Origin of the sequence: Acinetobacter suaedae, from assembly GCF_008630915.1 — a bacterium.
GTDB classification, from domain to species: domain Bacteria; phylum Pseudomonadota; class Gammaproteobacteria; order Pseudomonadales; family Moraxellaceae; genus Acinetobacter; species Acinetobacter suaedae.
In genome coordinates, this window is sequence record NZ_CP043909.1 from 844,426 (window position 1) to 863,068 (window position 18,643).

General features: G+C 39.7%; 13 protein-coding genes. 10 read left to right on the forward strand and 3 right to left on the reverse strand.

Going from position 1 to position 18,643, the window contains the following annotated elements; all coding sequences use genetic code 11:
• The first annotated feature begins 6 nt into the window (after nt 1-6).
• The 7 genes from sdhA (at nt 7) to sucD (ending at nt 11,045) form a co-directional block, all read left to right on the forward strand.
• Nucleotides 7-1,902 (forward strand): succinate dehydrogenase flavoprotein subunit, encoded by a 1,896-nt coding sequence (gene sdhA, locus F2A31_RS04015; RefSeq protein WP_150025295.1) that lies wholly within the window; start codon nt 7-9, stop codon nt 1,900-1,902.
• Nucleotides 1,903-1,916: 14 nt separating this feature from the next.
• Nucleotides 1,917-2,627: a succinate dehydrogenase iron-sulfur subunit gene (locus F2A31_RS04020; protein WP_004760950.1), complete on the forward strand. Its 711-nt coding sequence runs from the start codon at nt 1,917-1,919 to the stop codon at nt 2,625-2,627.
• A 697-nt stretch (nt 2,628-3,324) separates the two neighbouring features.
• Nucleotides 3,325-6,165: a 2-oxoglutarate dehydrogenase E1 component gene (locus F2A31_RS04025; RefSeq protein WP_150025296.1), complete on the forward strand. Its 2,841-nt coding sequence runs from the start codon at nt 3,325-3,327 to the stop codon at nt 6,163-6,165.
• Complete coding sequence (gene odhB / locus F2A31_RS04030) at nt 6,165-7,346, forward strand: 2-oxoglutarate dehydrogenase complex dihydrolipoyllysine-residue succinyltransferase (RefSeq protein ID WP_150025297.1); 1,182 nt, start codon at nt 6,165-6,167, stop codon at nt 7,344-7,346. Before F2A31_RS04025 ends, odhB begins: the two co-directional genes overlap by 1 nt.
• A gap of 59 nt (nt 7,347-7,405) precedes the next feature.
• The gene (lpdA, locus tag F2A31_RS04035) at nt 7,406-8,839 is read left to right on the forward strand and encodes a dihydrolipoyl dehydrogenase (protein ID WP_150025298.1); all 1,434 of its coding nucleotides are present in this window, start codon (nt 7,406-7,408) and stop codon (nt 8,837-8,839) included.
• 136 nt (nt 8,840-8,975) lie between these two features.
• Nucleotides 8,976-10,142 carry an ADP-forming succinate--CoA ligase subunit beta gene (gene sucC / locus F2A31_RS04040; RefSeq protein ID WP_001048573.1) on the forward strand — a complete coding sequence of 389 codons (1,167 nt, stop codon included), beginning with the start codon at nt 8,976-8,978 and terminating at the stop codon, nt 10,140-10,142.
• Between the two features lie 12 nt (nt 10,143-10,154).
• Complete coding sequence (gene sucD, locus F2A31_RS04045) at nt 10,155-11,045, forward strand: succinate--CoA ligase subunit alpha (RefSeq protein ID WP_005089438.1); 891 nt, start codon at nt 10,155-10,157, stop codon at nt 11,043-11,045.
• Between the two features lie 67 nt (nt 11,046-11,112).
• Here sucD and F2A31_RS04050 read toward each other — a convergent pair whose 3' ends face one another.
• The 3 genes from F2A31_RS04050 to trpS all read right to left on the reverse strand — a co-directional run bounded on the left by F2A31_RS04050 (nt 11,113) and on the right by trpS (nt 14,931).
• Nucleotides 11,113-12,825, reverse strand: a complete 1,713-nt coding sequence (locus F2A31_RS04050; RefSeq protein WP_150025299.1) for a flotillin family protein — start codon at nt 12,823-12,825, stop codon at nt 11,113-11,115.
• A gap of 35 nt (nt 12,826-12,860) precedes the next feature.
• Complete coding sequence (locus F2A31_RS04055; protein ID WP_150025300.1) at nt 12,861-13,505, reverse strand: YqiJ family protein; 645 nt, start codon at nt 13,503-13,505, stop codon at nt 12,861-12,863.
• Between the two features lie 412 nt (nt 13,506-13,917).
• On the reverse strand, nt 13,918-14,931 hold the full coding sequence (gene trpS, locus F2A31_RS04060; RefSeq protein ID WP_150025301.1) for a tryptophan--tRNA ligase: 1,014 nt from the start codon (nt 14,929-14,931) through the stop codon (nt 13,918-13,920).
• Between the two features lie 168 nt (nt 14,932-15,099).
• Between trpS and F2A31_RS04065 the strand changes: the two genes are divergently transcribed.
• From F2A31_RS04065 to F2A31_RS04075, 3 genes are all read left to right on the forward strand, one after another.
• On the forward strand, nt 15,100-16,017 hold the full coding sequence (locus F2A31_RS04065) for a DUF808 domain-containing protein (protein WP_150025302.1): 918 nt from the start codon (nt 15,100-15,102) through the stop codon (nt 16,015-16,017).
• Nucleotides 16,018-16,060: 43 nt separating this feature from the next.
• Nucleotides 16,061-16,954 carry a KPN_02809 family neutral zinc metallopeptidase gene (gene ypfJ, locus F2A31_RS04070; RefSeq protein ID WP_150025303.1) on the forward strand — a complete coding sequence of 298 codons (894 nt, stop codon included), beginning with the start codon at nt 16,061-16,063 and terminating at the stop codon, nt 16,952-16,954.
• 126 nt (nt 16,955-17,080) lie between these two features.
• The gene (locus F2A31_RS04075; protein WP_150025304.1) at nt 17,081-18,580 is read left to right on the forward strand and encodes a cation:proton antiporter; all 1,500 of its coding nucleotides are present in this window, start codon (nt 17,081-17,083) and stop codon (nt 18,578-18,580) included.
• Nucleotides 18,581-18,643: the final 63 nt, after the last annotated feature.

Genomic DNA, 18,643 nt, shown 5'->3' on the forward strand with positions numbered 1-18,643 from the left:
GAAGAGATCATGGCAACTACCCCTAAAGAAAATTATTCAAATATTCAGACCTTATCATTCGACGCTGTGATTGTTGGTGGTGGTGGTTCTGGTATGCGTGCAGCTTATCAACTTGCTCAAGCAGGTTTAAAAGTTGCAGTATTAACTAAAGTATTCCCAACACGTTCACATACTGTTGCTGCTCAAGGTGGTATTGGTGCGTCGTTAGGTAACATGCAAGAAGATAACTGGCACTATCACTTTTATGACACCGTAAAAGGTTCTGACTGGTTAGGTGATCAGGACGCTATCGAGTTCATGACGCGTGAAGCGCCAAAAGTTGTTTATGAGCTTGAGCACTTAGGTATGCCGTTTGACCGTAACGAAGATGGTACGATCTATCAACGTCCATTTGGTGGTCACTCTGCAAACTATGGTGAAAAAGCGGTTCCACGTGCTTGTGCTGCTGCTGACCGTACTGGGCATGCATTGCTTCATACGCTTTATCAAAGCAACGTGAAAATGGGTACTCAGTTCTTCGTTGAATGGATTGCATTAGATTTAATCCGTAATGAGGAAGGTGATGTACTTGGTGTAACGGCGTACGATCAAGAAACAGGTAATATTGCAGTATTCCAAGCGAAAGCAACATTATTTGCTACAGGTGGTGCGGGTCGCGTGTACCGTGCATCAACAAATGCTTATATCAACACTGGTGACGGTCTTGGTATGGCTGCACGTGCGGGTATTCCACTTCAAGATATGGAATTCTGGCAATTCCACCCAACAGGTGTTGCAGGCGCAGGTGTATTGTTGACTGAAGGTTGTCGTGGTGAAGGTGGTATCCTTCGTAATAAAGACGGCGAACCATTCATGGAGCGTTATGCACCAACTTTAAAAGACTTGGCACCGCGTGATTTCGTATCGCGTTCAATGGACCAAGAGATTAAAGAAGGTCGTGGTTGCGGTCCTAAAGGTGATTATATCTTATTAGATATGACACACTTAGGTGCTGAAACGATTATGAAACGTCTTCCATCTGTATTTGAGATTGGTAAGAAGTTTGCAAACGTTGACTGTACCAAAGAGCCAATTCCTGTTGTACCAACAATCCATTATCAAATGGGTGGTATTCCAACCAATATTCATGGTCAAGTGGTTGTGCCGCATGGTGTTGAAGAAGGTGAATTCTCTGCGCATTATGATAAAGATACTAAAGAGTATTCTTATAAAGGTACGCGTGACTATGTGAAGCCTGTAAAAGGTTTCTATGCAATTGGTGAGTGTTCTTGCGTATCTGTACATGGTGCAAACCGTTTAGGTACGAACTCTTTGCTTGACCTTGTAGTGTTTGGTAAAGCTGCTGGTGAACATATCATTGATTATGTAACTAAGCATCACGGTGATGATTATGCACCATTACCAAACGATGTGTTAGAAAACACATTGGCACGTGTGCGTAAATTAGATGACTCTACATCTGGTGAAAATGCACAAGAAGTTGCTGATGCGATTCGTGACATCGTACAAGATCATGCTGGTGTATTCCGTACACAAGCGTTGCTTGATAAAGGTGTAAAAGAGATCCTTGCAATTGAATCACGTGTTCGCAATATTCACTTGAAAGACAAATCTAAAGTATTTAACACTGCACGTGTTGAAGCATTAGAGGTTGAAAACTTGTATGAAGTTGCTAAAGCAACCTTGATTTCTGCTGCTGCTCGTAAAGAGTGTCGTGGTGCGCATACAGTTGTTGACTATGAGTTAGCACCTGATCACCCAACTTATTCTTACGGCCGTCGTGATGATGAGTGGATGAAGCATACATTATGGTACTCATCAGACAACCGTCTTGAATATAAGCCAGTACGTTTCAGCCCATTAACGGTTGAAGCAATTGAACCAAAACCACGTACATTCTAATCGGGAGAACAAAGATGAGTAGAGGCACTCGTACATTCGAAATCTACCGCTACGATCCTGATAAGGATAAAGCGCCGTACATGCAAACTTTCAAACTTGAGTTAACGGATAAGCATCGTATGTTGCTTGATGCGTTACTTGCGTTGAAAGTTCAAGATGAGACATTGACATTCCGTCGCTCATGCCGTGAAGGTATTTGTGGTTCGGATGGTGTAAACATCAATGGTAAAAATGGTTTGGCTTGTTTATGGAATTTAAACGACTTACCAGAGAAAATTGTGATTCGTCCTTTACCTGGTTTACCAGTGGTAAAAGACTTGGTTGTAGATATGAATCAGTTCTACGATCAATATAACAAGATTCAACCATTCTTGATTAATAACCAGCCAGCTCCAGCTAAAGAGCGTTTACAATCTCAAGCTGAGCGCGAGCATTTAGATGGTTTGTATGAATGTATTCTTTGTGCATGTTGTTCAACATCATGCCCATCATTCTGGTGGAACCCTGATAAGTTCCTAGGACCATCTGCATTGTTAAATGCATATCGCTTTATCATTGATTCTCGTGATACAGCAACGCAAGAACGTTTGGCTCGATTGGATGATCCATTCTCTTTGTTCCGTTGTAAGGGAATCATGAACTGTGTATCTGTATGTCCTAAAGGTTTAAACCCGACAAAGGCAATTGGTCACATTCGTAATATGTTGTTGGATCAAGCGGGTTAATTCGTTTTTCTCGCGAGAAAAAAAGAGGCTTTTTTAAAGGCCTCTTTTTTATTATATGGGGTGTTTTGTTAAGTTGGGAGGTGTGGAAGTCGTTATTAGTTTTAGTGTTAAACTAAATGCATAAAATGAATTGAATTGATTTTTGCTTTATTTTTAATCGGTGTGCGTGAAGTTTGTGCAAGAATTGTAGCGATTGTTAAACTTTGGTCGATAAAAGCGCAACTTTCATAAAAAGGGCGGTATATTAGAGCATAATTTGTTGTATGTATTTCGCTGCTTTATAGATGGTATGTGTCAAAAAAATCAATCCGAGCTTGATAACATGTTAGCATTTCTGCCACAGCTAAAAGCCAAAAATGAGCGTATCCTTGATATAGAGGAAATTGCTTAATTTAGAGCTTAAATATTTTTGCGGAAAAGTTATTTTAGAAAAGTTAAAAAAATATTTAATTTTTCTAAAATGATTTGCAAAAAATTGCTCGATTCTATCGAGTATAAGAATGAGTTATGTGCCTTGCGTTCAGAGGTGCATAGCTCATTTATTACATCAAAGGATTACTCCTGATGTGTAGTAATGATGACCTAAGGTCGAAAGATCTTGGGCGGTAGTGTCTTGTTACCAATTTGACATTATGAATCATGGGTATGCTTAAAAGGCAGCCCTAATTATTTTTTGCAATAGGAAATGGGTCCAAAAATGCAAGAAGTTGCTGACGCGCTGCGTCTTGACACTGAACTTTCTGCTGATAGTGCAGCTTATATTGAAGATCTTTACGAGCTGTACCTATCATCGCCAACTTTAGTTTCTGAAGATTGGCGTGAATACTTCGACAAATACCCTAAAGGTGATCAACCACACGGTAATGTACGCGAACAGTTCCTTTTGTTAGGACGTAATGCGAATCGAGTACAACCAATGGTACAAAGTACCGTAAGTACAGAGCATGAGCGTCGTCAAATTGGTGTTTTACAACTCATCGCTGCTTATCGTAACCGTGGTCATCAAAAAGCTAAACTCGATCCATTAGGTCTTGCGAAACGTGAAGAAGTTCCAGACCTCGATTTATCAGCTCACGGTCTAACCAAATCAGACCTAGATACAGTATTCAATACTGGTAATCTCGCAATTGGCAAAGCAGAAGCAACATTGTCTGAAATGATTGAGGCAATGGAAGCGATTTACTGCAGTTCAATTGGTGCAGAATATATGCATATCGTTGACACGAAAGAAAAGCGTTGGATTCAACAACGTTTAGAAAGCGTGCGCGGTAAATTTAATTTCACCAATGATCAGAAAAAAGGCTTCTTAGAGCGTTTAACTGCTGCGGAAGGTCTAGAAAAGTATCTAGGTAACAAATTCGTTGGTGCGAAGCGTTTTGGCGTAGAGGGCGGTGAGTCTTTTATCCCAATGATGAACGAAATCATTCAACGTGCGGGTAGTGTTGGTTGTAAAGAAGTCGTGATTGGTATGCCACACCGTGGTCGTCTCAACCTTCTTGTCAACATTATGGGTAAAAACCCAGCTGACTTATTTGGTGAGTTTGAAGGGAAGAGCCTGCATAAAAAAGGTTCTGGTGATGTGAAGTATCACCAAGGCTTCTCTTCGAATGTCATGACACCAGGCGGTGAAGTTCACTTGGCACTTGCATTTAACCCATCACACTTGGAAATCGTTGGTCCAGTGGTTGAAGGTTCTGTACGTGCGCGTCAAGTACGTCGTAAAGACATTGGTGGTGATGATGTACTTCCTGTGATTGTTCACGGTGATGCGGCATTCGCAGGTCAAGGTGTTAACCAAGAAACCTTCCAAATGTCACAGACACGTGGCTATACAGTCGGTGGTACGGTTCATATCGTGATCAACAACCAAGTTGGTTTTACCACATCTGATCCACGTGATACACGTTCGACTGAATATTGTACTGACGTTGCTAAAATGATTCAGGCTCCGATTTTCCATGTGAATGGTGATGATCCTGAAGCTGTTATTTTCGCGACTCAACTTGCACATGATTTCCGTCATGAGTTCCGCAAAGATGTGATTTTAGACTTGTTCTGTTATCGTCGTCGTGGTCATAATGAAGCTGATGAGCCATCTGCGACTCAGCCATTGATGTATCAAGTCATTAATAAAAAAGCGACTACACGCACTTTATACGCTGACCAATTGGTACAAGAAAAAATTCTTGATCGTGCAAGTGCGGATCAAATGATTGAAGATTATCGCTCTGATTTAGAAGCAGGTAATCATGTTGCCAATGCATTGGTTCGCCAACCAAACAAACATATGTTTGTTGATTGGACACCTTATTTGGGTCACGAATATACTGATGTTTGGGATACAACATTCAATATTGATCGTTTGAAAGAGCTTGGTAAAACGATGAATACATTGCCTGAAGGCTTTGTGTTACAGCGTCAAGTTCAGAAAGTGATTGATGATCGCGTTAAAATGCAAACTGGTGAAATGCCACTCAACTGGGGTGCGGCTGAAACTTTAGCTTATGCAACTTTACTTGATGATGGTTTCTTGGTTCGTATTACAGGTGAAGACGTTGGTCGTGGTACATTCTCTCACCGTCACGCTAAGTTACATAACCAAGTGGATGGATCTGTTTACATTCCACTGTGTCACATTAAAGAAAATCAACCACGTGTTGCGGTTTATGACTCTTTATTGTCAGAAGAAGCTGTACTTGCTTTTGAATATGGCTATGCCACAACTTTGCCAAAAAGTTTAATTGTTTGGGAAGCGCAATTTGGTGACTTCGCAAACTGTGCACAAGTTGTAATTGACCAATTCATCGCTTCTGGTGAAACCAAGTGGGAGCGTGTATGTGGTTTAACGATGTTGTTACCACATGGTTATGAAGGTCAAGGTCCAGAGCATTCATCTGCACGTTTAGAGCGTTTCTTGCAGCTTTGTGCAGAAGACAATATGCAAGTGATTACACCAACAACACCAGCACAAATTTTCCATGCGTTACGTCGTCAGGCTGTTCGTCCAATCCGTAAGCCGATGATCGTGATGTCACCGAAATCTTTATTACGTCACAAACTTGCTGTTTCATCTTTAGATGAATTGGCAAACGGTTCATTCCAAACTGTGATCGATGAAGTGGATCAAATCAACAAAGCTGATGTCACTCGTTTAGTGCTTTGTGGTGGTAAGGTTTATTACGATTTACTCGAAAAGCGTCGTGAGCTTGGTTTAAACCATATTGCGCTTGTTCGTATCGAGCAATTGTATCCTTATCCAGAACAGCGCTTAGCTGAAGTGATGGCTCAGTATCCAAACATCGAAGAACTTGTTTGGGCACAAGAAGAACCGAAGAACCAGGGCGCTTGGTTATTCATCGTTCCTCGTTTGTATGAAGACGTTCTTAAATCTGGTAAACAAATTCGTATTAGCTATGCTGGTCGTGAAGCATCTGCCGCACCTGCTTGTGGCTCGCCTTACCTGCATGCAAAACAACAAGCTCAGCTTATCAACGACGCACTTGCGATTGAAGTTGAACAATCAGGAGATTCTAAATAATGGCAACCGAAATTAAAGCACCGGTATTTCCAGAGTCAGTTGCTGACGGTACGATCGCAACTTGGCACAAGAAAGTAGGTGAACCTGTATCACGTGATGAAGTGATCTGTGACATTGAAACCGATAAAGTTGTTTTAGAAGTGGTTGCTCCAGCTGATGGTAGCTTAGTTGCAATCGTTAAAGATGAAGGTGATACCGTTCTTTCTGACGAAGTTATCGCACAATTCGAAGCTGGTGCTGTTTCTGCGGCTGCTCCTGAAGCTGCTGCACCAGCAGAAGCGGCACCAGCTGCACCTGCTGCTGCGTCAACTCAACCAGTTGATCAAAACCAAGCGCCTGCAGTTCGTAAAGCGTTATCTGAAACAGGTATCAATGCTGCTGATGTCCAAGGTACTGGCCGTGGTGGTCGCATCACCAAAGAAGATGTTGCAAACCATAAACCAGCTGCATCAGTTCAACCATTAAGCGTTGCTGTAGGTGAGCGCATCGAGAAACGTGTTCCAATGACTCGTTTACGTAAGCGTGTTGCTGAACGTTTATTGGCTGCTACACAACAAACTGCAATGTTAACAACGTTCAACGAAGTTAACATGAAGCCAATCATGGAAATGCGTAAGCAATATAAAGATGCTTTCGAAAAACGTCATGGTGCTCGTTTAGGCTTTATGTCTTTCTTTGTTAAAGCAGCAACTGAAGCGTTAAAGCGTTACCCAGCTGTAAACGCATCTATTGATGGTGATGATATCGTTTATCACGGTTTCTATGACATCGGTGTTGCTGTATCAAGTGACCGTGGTCTAGTTGTGCCTATCCTTCGTGATACTGATCGCATGAACTATGCTGAAGTTGAAAGCGGTATCGCTGCTTATGCTGGTAAAGCACGTGAAGGTAAACTATCGATTGAAGAAATGACAGGCGGTACGTTCACAATTACTAATGGTGGTACGTTCGGTTCATTGCTTTCAACGCCGATCTTAAACCAACCACAAACTGCGATTTTGGGTATGCATAAAATCCAAGAACGTCCAATGGCTGTGAATGGTCAAGTTGAAATCTTGCCAATGATGTACTTAGCACTTTCTTATGACCACCGTTTAATCGATGGTAAAGAAGCTGTAGGTTTCTTGGTAACAATCAAAGAATTGTTAGAAGAGCCAGCTAAACTCATTCTTGATCTTTAATACTACAAATATTGCCTCCCATATAAAGTGATCCTTTATATGGGATTTTGGAGATAAAAATGTCTCAACAGTTTGATCTTGTTGTTATTGGCGGTGGACCTGGTGGTTATGAAGCAGCGATTCGTGCTGCACAACTAGGTTTTAAAGTTGCATGTATTGAAAAACGTATTCACAACGGCAAACCGTCTTTGGGTGGTACGTGTTTAAACGTGGGTTGTATCCCTTCTAAAGCATTACTTGACTCTTCTCACCGTTACGAAGCAACTGTTCACGAACTTGCTGAACACGGCATTACGACAGGTGAAGTTAAATTTGATTTAAACACTTTGTTAGCACGTAAAGACAAAGTTGTTGATCAATTAACAGGTGGTGTTGCTCAGTTACTTAAAGGTAATGGTATCGAGTGGTTACAAGGTACAGGTAAATTACTTGCAGGTAAAAAGGTTGAATTCACGCCATTTGAAGGTGATGTACAAGTTTTAGAACCGAAATATGTCATTCTTGCGACGGGTTCAGTACCTGTAAACATTCCTGTTGCTCCTGTGGATGAAGACTTAATTGTTGATTCTACTGGTGCATTAAAATTCCCAGAAGTTCCTAAGCGTCTTGGTGTTATCGGTGCAGGTGTTATCGGTTTAGAGCTTGGTTCAGTATGGCGTCGCCTTGGTTCAGAAGTTGTTGTGTTTGAAGCATTAGATGCATTCTTACCAATGGCTGACAAAGCATTGTCTAAGGAATATCAAAAAATCTTGAAAAAACAAGGTTTAGATATTCGTATCGGTGCAAAAGTTTCTGGTACTGAAGTCAATGGACGTGAAGTAACTGTTAAATATAACCAAGCTGGTGAAGATAAAGAGCAAGTTTTTGATAAATTAATCGTTTGTGTAGGCCGTAAAGCATATGCAGAAGGTTTATTAGCAGAAGATTGTGGCATTAAACTCACTGAACGTGGTTTAGTTGATGTGAACGATCAGTGCCAAACATCTGTTGAAGGTGTTTATGCAATTGGTGACTTAGTACGTGGTCCAATGCTTGCACATAAAGCAATGGAAGAAGGCGTAATGGCTGTTGAACGTATTCACGGTCATGCTGCTCAAGTGAACTATGACACAATCATCAGCGTTATTTATACACATCCAGAAGCAGCTTGGGTTGGCTTAACCGAAGAGCAAGCGAAAGAAAAAGGTCACGAAGTTAAAGCAGGTCAATTCCCATTTGCGGTGAACGGACGCGCATTGGCTGCAGGTGATACTGCCGGTTTTGTTAAATTCGTTGCGGATGCAAAAACTGATCGTCTTTTAGGTATGCACGTTGTTGGTCCAAATGCGTCTGACATCGTACACCAAGGTATGATCGCACTCGAATTTGTATCTTCAGTTGAAGATTTGCAATTGATGACTTTTGGTCACCCAACATTCTCTGAAGTTGTACATGAAGCGGCGCTTTCTGTTGATGGTCGTGCAATCCACGCAATTCAACGTAAGCGTAAATAAACAAAAAGTGTGGCTTGCCACACTTTTTTAAATGATGATGATGGTCTTATTTAGACTTTCATTTACTCAATATGTAGCAGCCCAGCTCTAAAAACAACTGGGCTGTATCACACCAAACAACATAGTAGGTAACTAAATGAACTTACATGAGTATCAAGCTAAAGCGTTATTGAAAGAATACGGAATGCCAGTACAAGAAGGTATCTTGGCAACCAATGCAGACGAAGCAGTTGCTGCATTTGAACAGCTTGGTGGTAAATTCGCTGTAATGAAAGCGCAAGTTCATGCGGGCGGTCGTGGTAAGGCTGGCGGTGTTAAAGTTGCAAAATCTAAAGAAGATGTTATCGAATTCGCGAACAACATCATTGGTACTCGTCTTGTAACGTATCAAACAGATGCAAATGGTCAACCAGTAAACAGCATCATTGTTGCTGAAGACGTTTACCCAGTTGAGCGTGAGCTTTATTTGGGTGCGGTTGTAGACCGTTCTAGCCGTCGTATTACTTTCATGGCTTCTACCGAAGGTGGTGTAGAAATCGAGAAAGTTGCTGAAGAAACTCCTGAAAAAATCATCAAAGTTGAAGTTGATCCATTAGTTGGTTTACAACCATTCCAAGCACGTGAAGTTGCGTTTGCTTTGGGTTTGAAAGACAAGCAAATCGGTCAATTTGTAAAAATCATGACAGCTGCTTACCAAGCATTTGTTGAAAATGATTTTGCTTTATTTGAAATTAACCCACTTTCAGTTCGTGAAAATGGCGAAATTTTATGTGTAGACGCAAAAGTAGGTATCGACTCTAACGCGCTTTACCGTTTACCTAAAGTTGCTGCTTTACGTGACAAATCTCAAGAGAATGAGCGTGAATTAAAAGCATCTGAATTTGATCTTAACTATGTTGCTTTAGAAGGTAACATCGGTTGTATGGTGAACGGTGCTGGTCTTGCAATGGCAACTATGGACATCATTAAACTTTATGGTGGTCAGCCTGCAAACTTCCTTGACGTTGGTGGCGGCGCAACTAAAGAGCGCGTAATCGAAGCGTTTAAAATCATCCTTGCCGATACTTCTGTACAAGGTGTTTTAATCAACATCTTCGGTGGTATCGTACGTTGTGACATGATTGCTGAAGCAATTATTGCAGCGGTTCAAGAAGTAAATGTAACTGTACCAGTTGTTGTTCGTTTAGAAGGTAACAACGCTGAGTTAGGTGCGAAATTACTTGATGAATCTGGTTTGAAATTAATTTCTGCGAACGGTTTGTCTGATGCCGCAGAAAAAGTTGTAGCTGCAGTTAAAGCGTAAGGAGTATCAATCATGAGCGTATTAATTAATAAAGACACTAAAGTATTGGTACAAGGTTTTACTGGTAAAAACGGTACTTTCCACTCTGCACAAGCTTTAGACTACGGTACAAAAGTTGTTGGTGGTGTTACTCCAGGTAAAGGTGGAACAACTCACCTTGACCTACCTGTATTCAACACAATGAAAGAAGCGGTTCGTGAAACTCAAGCTGATGCTTCTGTTATCTATGTACCAGCTCCATTCGTTTTAGATTCAATCGTTGAAGCGGTTGATTCAGGTGTTGGCTTGATCGTTGTGATCACTGAAGGTGTTCCAACAATCGACATGCTTAAAGCTAAACGCTACTTAGAAACTAACGGTAACGGTACTCGTTTAGTTGGTCCTAACTGCCCAGGCGTGATCACTCCGGGCGAATGTAAGATTGGTATTATGCCTGGTCACATTCACCAACCAGGTCGTATTGGTATCATCTCACGTTCAGGTACATTGACTTATGAAGCTGTTGCTCAAACAACTAAGCTTGGTTTAGGTCAATCTACTTGTATCGGTATCGGTGGTGACCCAATCCCAGGTATGAACCAAATCGAAGCACTTCAATTGTTCCAAGACGATCCAGATACTGATGCAATCATCATGATCGGTGAGATCGGTGGTACAGCGGAAGAAGAAGCAGCTGAATTCATCAAATCTAACGTGACTAAGCCTGTAGTCGGTTACATCGCTGGTGTAACTGCGCCTAAAGGTAAGCGTATGGGTCACGCTGGTGCGATCATTTCTGGTGGTCAAGGTACTGCTGAAGAGAAATTCGCTGCATTTGAAAAAGCAGGTATGGCTTACACTCGTAGCCCAGCTGAGCTTGGTTCAACAATGATGCAAGTATTGAAAGAGAAAGGTTTAGCATAATTCGTTAGATTTTAATCTTTAAAAAACCCCAATGGAAACATTGGGGTTTTTTAATAGATCAAAATGCTTATTCAGCTTTTGGTTTCAACCCTTGAGTCAAACCATTGATATCACCACCTTGTAAACCAAGTTCATTCATTAAGCTATCAATAAGTGGTGCTTGTGAACGATAGCGTAGGGCACTATTCACCACCTGATCGGATAATGAAGCAGTTGTACCGTGTTCTACATTTTCACCTGACGCAGCAGAACCACCAGCAAAACCATTTAAGCCATTAACTTGCAAGATTTTGATGTCATCAATATTTTCCATTGGTTTAACGCTTTCACGAATAATATCTGGTAAATGTTTGAGTAAAGCCAAACGTATCTGCATTTCAACCTGCTCAGCAGAAAGGACATTTGCAGCTTCATTGACTGCACGTGTACCTTCAGCATCCACTTGGTATTGTTTCTCTAAGGCTTGAGCAAGTAATACTTTCGCATCAGCTTCACCTTTAGCTTTTAAACGCACTTTTTCAGCTTCAGCCTCAGCAGCAATACGTACAGCTTCAGCCTCATCCGCTGCTGCCTTTTTACCTGCATCAGCTGCTACTGTGATTGCAATCGCATCTTTTTCTGCGGTTTGTTTTGCAGCAACCAATTCAACTGCTTTTTGACGTTCTGCGCGCTGGGTTTCACGTACAGTCACAACTTCTTCTTCGGCTTTTACTGCTTCAGCACGTGCTTTATCTGCTTGTGCTTTTGCTTCAGATTCAGCACGTGACTTTTCTGCAATCGCGATTGCTCGATCTTGTTCCGCAAGCTCAATGGTTTTCTTTTGTTCAACTTGTGCTTTTTCAATCAATTGTGATTTTTGGATATTCTCATTTTCGACATCACGTGCAGCAGCAATTCGTTTCAATTCAACTTCACGTTCTGCAGCAATACGAGCTTCTTCAGCCTCACGTTTTTTTTCAGCTTCTTGTGATGCAATTTCAGCAAGTTGTTCAGCTTTACGAATTGAAATTTCGCGTTCTTGTTGCAATTTAGCATATTCTTCTTCACGAGAAATTTCTAATCTTCTACGCTCTGCTTCTAAGTCTTTTGCACGAATAGCAAGATCTGTATCTTGTTCGATGTCATTACGTTTTTTACGACGATCTTCGATAGTTTCTGTAAGTTTGGTTAAACCCTCTGCATCGAAGGCATTTTGTGGATTAAAAAACTTAAAGCTGGTTTGATCTAGACCTGTTAATGATACGGTTTCAAGCTCTAAACCATTTTTTGATAGATCTTCGGAAACCACTTGTTGGACTTTTTGCACAAAATCGACACGTTTCTCATGTAATTCTTCCATTGCCATTTCAGCCGCAACAGCACGAAGTGAATCGACAAATTTACCTTCAACTAAATCTTTTAGCTCAGGTGGGGACATGGTTTTGCGACCTAAAGTTTGTGCTGCAGTCGCAATCGATTCTGCAATTGGTTTAACACGAACGTAAAACTCAGCCATTACATCAACACGCATACGATCACGGGTAATAAGTGCTTGATCTGCAGCACGTTTAACTTCTAGACGTAAAGTGTTCATATTTACTGGAATAATTTCGTGTAAAACAGGAAGTACAATTGCACCGCCATTTAAAATCACTTTTTCTCCGCCCCAACCTGTACGAACAAAAGAGACTTCTTTACTAGAGCGTGTATATAATCTAGCAATCACCACCCCAATAAAGATCAGTACAGCGAAAATAATACCGGTAATAATTAAAATTTCAGTCAATGCTGAAGTAAGCATTTAAAAACCCTCTATGTAAACACTTTAAAAAAAGATTATGTAGCAATGGCTTGAAAGCCGATTTTGGTTTTTTGCGTTAAAATAACGTCTTGGCCTTGATAAAAGATAGTATCAAGTTCTGGTTCGACTAAGACATAATGTGTCTGACCAAATTGATCTTTGACTTTGGCTTGAGCAGGGGAATTAGGCTTTGCATCACCTAAAACAATATGTGCAGTGAGGCCAATTAAATCATCACTATGAATGGCTGTAGTTTCATCTTTAGGAATAATTCTTGCGATGAATTTTGCACTAAATCGAACGATTGGCATACACAAAAATAAGCTGGCTGGTGCAATTAGCCATGCTGAAAAATAATGTTCAGTCAGGTGGTAGAAAATATCTTGAATGATTAAGCCTGTTAATCCATAAGCCGCTAAGAAAATAATCAGCCAAATGAGTAATGGAACTTTGCCTAAATAGAGCCATTCGAGAAATTGAATAAAAACATTGTTTGAGTGTTCAATTGAGACATCTGCTTGATTTACATCGGATAGGCTATCTGGTAAAAATTGCTCAAAAAAACTAGAGCTACCACCAAGTAAGAGTAGGATAATTTCAAGAACACCAATAAATAGACATAGCAGGAGTGCAACACTAAAAATAAAATTTGAAGGGTGTGCCAGGAGATCTAAAATCATCGAAATTACTCTTATTTCTTTTTGAAATATTTAATAGATTTTTATATAAATAAAACAGTTATAAGATAAATCTAAGTCAGCCTAATTTCAACTGATATTAATCACAATATTATAAGCAAAAAAACGCAATGATTGGGGTGATCATTGCGTTGAACAACGAATCTGTATAGAACAGTTTCGGTTGAAAAGGAGAAATGTCATGAGATTAGTGCTTGCTAATCTACATCGCTATATTATTTAAAAACATGACCTTGTTCATGCGTATTCGTGTTAATTACTGTTAATAGATGTTAATAAGTGACAAAAAGTGCCAGTTTTTATTTTTTTATATCAGTTCTTAAATTAGACTTAAATCAAGTGCTTACAATAAAAAAGCCCAAAAATGGGCTTTTTTGATTTATATCAAACAGAATTAAAATTTAAATAACCCAAGACCTGATTTTACTTCATCTAATGTTTGTTGCGTGATGTCACGACATTTTTCCGTACCTTGCTTAAGAATATCCATGATGTAATCTGGATCTTTTTCAAGTTCTGCTCGACGCTCACGAATTGGTGCAATCAACTCTTGTAAAATACCTTCTAAGCGTTTTTTTACTGCACCATCACCTAAGCCACCACGGCGATAATGTGCTTTTAATTCCTCAACTTCTTCTTTATTTGGGTCAAAAGCATCAAGGTAAGTAAAGACAATATTGCCTTCCACTTGACCAGGATCTTCAATACGCAGATGATTTGGATCGGTATACATTGCATTTACAGCTTTCTTAATATCTTTATCAGAAGCATTTAATACAATGGTATTGCCCAATGATTTTGACATTTTCGCTTTACCATCAAAGCCTGGTAGACGAGCCATGTTTGATAAAAGTGCTTTGCACTCTGGTAATAGGTCATGACCTATTTGACGATTAACACGACGGACGATTTCGTTTGTTTGTTCAATCATTGGTAGCTGGTCTTCGCCAACTGGAACAACCGTTGCCTTAAATGCAGTAATGTCTGCAGCTTGAGCGATTGGGTAACACAAGAAACCTGCTGGGATATCTCGTTCGAAATTACGTAATTGAATTTCAGCCTTTACAGTTGGATTTCGCTCTAAACGTGCCACTGTGACATAGTTAAGATAGATCATGGTCAGTTCATTGAGCGCAGGTAAGCATGATTGTACACAAATGGTGGTTTTGGTCGGATCGATTCCAACAGCTAAATAGTCTAAGGCGACTTGTAAAATATTATTACGAACTTTATCTGGGTTATCTGCATTATCTGTAAGAGCTTGAGCATCAGCCAAGAGAAGGTGTTGGTGATGACTGTCTTGTAAACCTACACGAGAGCGTAATGAACCGACAAAATGTCCGAGGTGAAGTTGGCCAGTAGGGCGGTCGCCTGTCAAAATAATTGGGCGATGATCAGCATTACTCATGATATGTTCCAAGATTTAGTGATTTCATCAATATAAGATTGGCGTTATTGTACGGGAAATAAATTTTTTTCGTCAGCGATTGCTTCAAATTTTTTTCTTAAAAATAATCTTGTGAATACTTAAAGCAATTCTACAATACGATAGATAAATATAAATTAGGACAAGAATATGGCAAGTGGTTTATTAATGCTGCTCGATGATATCGCAACTGTGTTAGATGATGTTGCGGTGATGAGTAAAATGGCAGCAAAAAAAACAGCAGGTGTGTTAGGTGATGATTTGGCTTTGAATGCGCAGCAAGTGAGTGGTGTGCGTTCAGATCGAGAGTTACCTGTAGTTTGGAGTGTTGCCAAAGGGTCATTTGTTAATAAATTAATTCTCGTTCCTTTGGCACTTTTGATCAGTGTGATTGCACCGTGGCTAATTAATCCTTTGCTCATGGTGGGAGGTCTTTTCCTTTGTTATGAGGGGGTAGAGAAAGTTGTACATTTACTACACCATAAAAAAGCTAAAACATCTGATGAGGCAGCAGAAAATTTAAAAGAAATAGAAGTTGATTTGGTCAAATTTGAAAAAGAAAAAGTGAAAGGGGCTATACGCACAGACTTTATTTTATCTGCTGAAATTGTGGTGATTTCGTTAGGCACCGTTGCAACAGCAGCATTTATGACTAAAGTTACAGTATTAAGTCTAATTGCACTTGTAATGACGGTTGGTGTGTATGGCTTAGTCGCAATGATCGTTAAAATTGATGATCTTGGTTTATATTTGACTCAACAAACTTCTGAATTAAAAAATAAAATAGGTCGTGGTTTACTCAGTTTTGCTCCCATTCTGATGAAAACCCTGTCAATTGTTGGGACGATTGCAATGTTTTTGGTTGGTGGTGGCATCATTACGCATACTGTCCCTTTACTGCATCATTTTACTGAAGAAACGGTTGATCATTTAGAACTTATTCCGAGTTTTGGTTCGATTATTGGTGCTTTAACGCCTACTCTAATCAATCTTGGCGTGGGCTTACTTGCAGGAGCCTTTGTGTTAGTTATTATAAACTTGATTCAAAAATTACGATCAAACGTATAAACCTAGAAGCCAGATCGTCATCATTGAAAATAGAGAGGTAGTTATGCGTTGGAAAGGTCGTCGGGTCAGTACCAATGTTGAAGATCGTCGTGGTGGTGGCGGAGCAAAGGCAGGTGGCATTAGTATATTAGGATTAATTGTGGCTTTTGTCGCATGGAAGTTTTTTGGGGTCGATCCTCAACAAGCTTATCAAGCAACTCAAGCTGTAACGAATTCACAATCCTCTCAACAGACATCAGCGCCACAAAATTTAACTGTGGATCAGAAAGAGGCGAGTGATTTTGTTGGAACTATACTCGCTGATACAGAAGATACGTGGACACCTATTTTTCAGCAACTAGGAATGACATATCAGCCACCACGACTGGTACTATTTAGTGGTGTGGTGAGGTCTGGCTGTGGAACTGCTCAAGCTGCGATGGGGCCATTTTATTGCCCAGCAGATCAAAAAGTATATATCGATACTTCTTTTTTTAGGGATATGCGCCAGCAGATGGGAATTTCAGGTGAACAAAATCAAACTGAGCTATCTCGTCAAGATCAGGCTGGGGACTTTGCTCAAGCTTATGTGATTGCACATGAGGTAGGCCATCATATTCAGAATTTGCTTGGTATTTCAGGTCAAGTACAACAAGCACGTGCGCAAATGAGTCAAACGCAGGGTAATCAATTGTCTGTGCGTTTGGAGTTACAAGCGGATTGTTTTGCGGGGATCTGGGCAAATAAAAACCATCAGCGTACCCAATTCCTTGAACAAGGTGATATTGAAGAAGCGATGGATGCTGCTAAGAAAATTGGTGATGATTATTTACAACGCCGAGCAACAGGCCAAGTTGTACCTGATAGTTTTACACATGGTACGAGTGAACAACGCATGCATTGGTTTCAAGTAGGATTAAAATCAGGTGATATTAATCAGTGTAATACATTTGCATGATCTAAGAAATTTTATTGATTTTCGTACTAAATTTAGAGATGAATTTTAATATAAATTAAATTGTTTTGACATCATTTAGGTTGATTGAAGCATAATGTTTTTAATACTCGAAAATAAAGAGGTTGTATGGGTAATTATTTTCTACTACAGGCACTAACGGTTATTTTTGCATTATCCATTGCGACCACTATTTTTAATAAGAGGATATTGGGTTTTCCACAAGCAATTGGTGTTCCAATTGTATCGGCTATTTTTGTTTTTATATTGCAGTGGGGGGCAAGCTTACTGCATGGTAATCAGTTTATTTCAATCAATATTCAAAATATAGAGTCAGCGGTTCGTGATATTGATTTTTATGATTTTCTAATTAATGGTGTAATTTGTTTTATTCTTACTTCATCTGCATTAAAATTTAAAATATCAGATTTAAGAAACTACTGGAAACCAATAGGTATCTTAGCAACCATTGCATTAGTCCTTTGTGCTGGGTTTTATGCAGGATTGCTATATTTATTTCAATGGATTGTTGGATATCCTGTCCCAATCACAGTGTTGTTATTACTTGGTGCTGCTCTTGGAGCAACAGATCCAATTGGGATTAAAGCAGTTTTAAGTTCGATACGAGCACCACATCATTTAATGGTTAAACTTGAAGGTGAGTCATTGTTTAATGATGCAATGTGTATTGCATTATTCATGACATTGCTTAGTGTAATTCAAGGTGAGCATTTTTCATTAATTGCAACATTAGAAACTTTATTATATGAAATATTTGTTGCAGTGATCATTGGCTTTGCATTTGGTTTTGGGATATTGCGTTTATTACGTGGTAAGCATGAAATGGAGTCACTAATTTTAACGACAGCTTTGTTGGCGAGTGGTTCTTATTTAGTTGCATTGTTTGCTCATGCTTCAGCACCGATTGCTTGTGTCATAGGTGGTTTGATTGTCGGAAATAAATGGCAAGAATTTCGAGAACAGCGGGAAATACGTGAGGTAAACCATTTTTGGCATACAGTTGAAGGTATTATCAATTCATTCTTATTTACTTTAATTGGCTTAGAGTTATTTATCTTAGATTTAAGTGCAAATTTGATCATTGGAGGAGTGATCGCCTTTATTATTCTTCATCTATCACGTTTTGCTGCAAATTTTCTTGCTTTCTCCGCTTTTCCGTCATTTAGGAATAAAAGTTATAATGGTAGCTTAACAATTTTATCCTGGGGTGGGGTGCGCGGTGGAATTTCTCTTGCGTTGATTTTAGCAGTTGCTAATATCCCTGCACTCAGTGCATATAGTAGTATTTTGATTGGATATACTTTTATTAGCGTATTATTGTCTGGAGTGGTCTGTGGTTTGGGATTGCCAGCAGTGATGAATGCTTTTTATTATAACCCTAATGAAGAAAAAAATGGTTTAAAAGGTCTTTATCAGCAAATGTGTAATAAGATGAATCGAAGAGGATTTAAATATATCGTTGGTGAGGATAGTTTGGGTCAAGAAACAATAACAATTTATAATCCGGAGGTTTTATTGGATCAGAAAACTGAGGATGGTGTTGCAACAATGCATCATCCAAATAAGAGGGATGAGGTTAGACGTTTGGAAAACCCTGATAATTTTTAATACTAGTGTCTTTAATGGGTGGTTTAAATTTTATTTTAAATCACCTGCTAAAATAATAATATT

Bases quoted from the DNA above. Each gene is read 5' to 3' on its own strand.
- F2A31_RS04020 (WP_004760950.1), top strand. From the start codon at position 1,917: ATGAGTAGAGGCACTCGTACATTCGAAATCTACCGCTACGATCCTGAT.
- F2A31_RS04025 (WP_150025296.1), top strand. From the start codon at position 3,325: ATGCAAGAAGTTGCTGACGCGCTGCGTCTTGACACTGAACTTTCTGCT.
- odhB (WP_150025297.1), top strand. From the start codon at position 6,165: ATGGCAACCGAAATTAAAGCACCGGTATTTCCAGAGTCAGTTGCTGAC.
- lpdA (WP_150025298.1), top strand. From the start codon at position 7,406: ATGTCTCAACAGTTTGATCTTGTTGTTATTGGCGGTGGACCTGGTGGT.
- sucC (WP_001048573.1), top strand. From the start codon at position 8,976: ATGAACTTACATGAGTATCAAGCTAAAGCGTTATTGAAAGAATACGGA.
- sucD (WP_005089438.1), top strand. From the start codon at position 10,155: ATGAGCGTATTAATTAATAAAGACACTAAAGTATTGGTACAAGGTTTT.
- F2A31_RS04050 (WP_150025299.1), bottom strand. From the start codon at position 12,825: ATGCTTACTTCAGCATTGACTGAAATTTTAATTATTACCGGTATTATT.
- F2A31_RS04055 (WP_150025300.1), bottom strand. From the start codon at position 13,505: ATGATTTTAGATCTCCTGGCACACCCTTCAAATTTTATTTTTAGTGTT.
- trpS (WP_150025301.1), bottom strand. From the start codon at position 14,931: ATGAGTAATGCTGATCATCGCCCAATTATTTTGACAGGCGACCGCCCT.
- F2A31_RS04065 (WP_150025302.1), top strand. From the start codon at position 15,100: ATGGCAAGTGGTTTATTAATGCTGCTCGATGATATCGCAACTGTGTTA.
- ypfJ (WP_150025303.1), top strand. From the start codon at position 16,061: ATGCGTTGGAAAGGTCGTCGGGTCAGTACCAATGTTGAAGATCGTCGT.
- F2A31_RS04075 (WP_150025304.1), top strand. From the start codon at position 17,081: ATGGGTAATTATTTTCTACTACAGGCACTAACGGTTATTTTTGCATTA.